Source organism: Nonomuraea sp. NPDC049784 (genome assembly GCF_040659615.1).
Lineage (GTDB): Bacteria > Actinomycetota > Actinomycetes > Streptosporangiales > Streptosporangiaceae > Nonomuraea.
The window spans coordinates 1-1,433 of the sequence record NZ_JBFAMX010001197.1 but is presented as its reverse complement, the minus strand read 5'-3'; the positions used below and the strand labels follow the sequence as shown (position 1 = coordinate 1,433).

Here is a 1,433-nt window from a genome sequence, read left to right as displayed (position 1 = left end):
CGAGGGCGCCGTCCACACCGTTCACGGCCAGCTCCCGCCCGTCGGGACGGAAGACCATGCCGGAGCCGCCGGGGACGTTCAGCGTGCGCGTCCTGACCCCGCGGCGGACGTCCCAGAGCTGGACGTCCCGCCAGTTGCTCGCGGGCGGGGTGACGGTGTCCTGGAACGGCGCGACCGCCAGCGTCGTGCCGTCCGGGCTGAACGCGAGCCCACCCACCTCGGTCGCGCCCTTGACGGGGATCGTCCGTTCCTTCCTGCCCGTGGCCGGGTCCCAGAGCGTCACCCGCGCGGGATCGGCGCTCCCGACGGCCAGGAGCGTGCCGTCCGGGCTCAGCGCCATGGCGGTCGGGGAGACCGGCAGGGCCGCCAGCCTCTCCAGGGCGGCCAGGTGCCAGACCTCAGCCTTCGGCCGCCCCATGATCACCGTCCGCCGCGCGGGGTCGATCAGCCCGGACTCGACCCCGGCCGCCAGCGTGCGCGGGCCGGTGAGGTCCGCGATGTCCAGGATCACGACAGTGCCGTCGAGCAGGCCGAAGCCGAGCGTTCCGCGGCTCAGCCGCAGCCCCTGCACGAGCTCGCCGACCGGGTAGGAGAGCAGCCGGACGCCGATCGGCCCCGGCCCCGCATCCGCGGGGAGGGCCGGCGAGGGCACGCCGGCCGGCCCCGGCCCCACGTCCGCGCCGAGAGACGGAGAGGGACCGCCGGCCGACCACAGGCCGATGCTCGCGCCGTCGTAGGCGGCCAGGAAGCGGCCGTCCTGGCTGAAGCGCAGCTCGCGGGCCTCGACCCCCTTCAACGCGGGCCCGCGCCACCGCCGCCCGTCCAGGTCCCAGAAGCGGACCTCGCCGCCCTCCCGAACCGCCAGCTCTCGCCGGGCCGGGTTGAACGCGACCGCCTCGCCGGGCAGCCGGGCCAGGACGCCCTGCCAGTCGCGCAGCTCGTACCGGCCGCCGGGCAGGAGCGCGGCCATCAGCGCGTCGTCGGCGGAGAACGTGACCTCGCGGGCGTCGCCGATGTCCAACGGGCGCTGGCTGGTGAGGTCCCACACCCGGGCGCGACCCTCGGGCGTGGTGGCCGCCAGCAGCAGCCGCCTGGGGCTGAACACCAGCCGCCGCGCCTGCCCTCCGAGCTCGGCGACCCGCACTCCGCGCTCGGTGTCCCACACGGAGATCGATCGATCGCCCGCCACGGCCAGCCTCCGGCCGTCGGCGCTGAGCGCGATCGCGTTCACCGGGACGCCGACGCCGTCGAAGGCGCGGCCGGGCCGCCCGGAGTCCACGTCCCACAGCGTGAACCGGCCGCCGTCCACCACGGCCAGTCGCGTGCCGTCGTCGCTGAGGTCGAAGCGGGCCGAGCCCGAGACGGGAGCTGGGTGGAAGGCGGAGCGCTCGCGCTGGGCCAGCGAGGCGTGCATGGCGGCCCGCGCCTCCGTC

The 1,433-nt window shown here is 76.6% G+C and carries 1 protein-coding gene; it reads right to left on the bottom strand.

The window, feature by feature from the left end:
- Positions 1 to 1,433: WD40 repeat domain-containing protein (locus AB0J09_RS64680; RefSeq protein ID WP_360714409.1), on the bottom strand; the 1,433-nt coding region annotated here is incomplete at both ends.